The 718-nt window shown below is 68.4% G+C and carries 1 protein-coding gene; it reads left to right on the top strand.

The window, feature by feature from the left end:
- Positions 1 to 718, top strand: a 718-nt coding sequence (locus Q4I23_RS32915; RefSeq protein WP_498529034.1) for an ABC transporter permease, incomplete at both ends; no start/stop codon positions are given.

The following is a 718-nucleotide window of genomic DNA, read 5'->3' as shown; positions in this document are numbered from 1 at the left end:
GCGTATAATCGTCGGCAGCGTCAGATGTGTATAAGAGACAGGCTCCAGGCGCTGGTCGTCCTGCTGCTGATGAGCTTCGTCATCACGGTGCTGATGACGCTGATGCCGGGCGATCCGGTGGATATGATGCTGGCCGGTAACCCGCGCGCCACGCCCGCCGATGCGGCGCGGCTGAAGGCGCTCTACGGCCTCGACAAGCCCCTGCTGGACCGTTACGGACACTGGCTCCAGGCGGCGCTGATGGGGGATTTCGGCTTCTCGCGGCTCTACGCGCAGCCGGTTCTGACGATTCTCCTCCCGCGGCTGGGCAACACGCTGCTGCTGCTCGGCGCGGCGATGGCGCTGACCCTGGCGGTGGCGCTGCCGCTCGGCGTCTACGCGGCGCGGCGGCCCTACGGCTGGGCGGACAACGCCATCAACCTGTTCTGCTTCGCCGGCATCTCCGTCCCCGCCTTCTGGCTGGCGCTGCTGCTGATTCTGCTCTTCGCGGTGGAACTGCAATGGCTGCCCGCCTCCGGGCTCGGCCCGGTGGGGGGAGAGGGCTGGTGGGAGCGGCTGCCCTACCTCGTGCTGCCGGTGGCCTCGCTGACTCTGGCGAGCATCGGCGGCTACACGCGCTACGTCCGCGCCGCGATGATGGGGGAGCTTCGCCAGGATTACGTCCGCACCGCCCGCGCCAAGGGGCTGGGGGCTGTCTCTTATACACATCTGACGCTGC

The sequence above is a fragment of the Azospirillum sp. UFLA03-27 genome (assembly GCF_059803775.1).
Note: the sequence above shows the minus strand (reverse complement) of the source record. Positions and strands in the feature narration are given on the sequence as shown.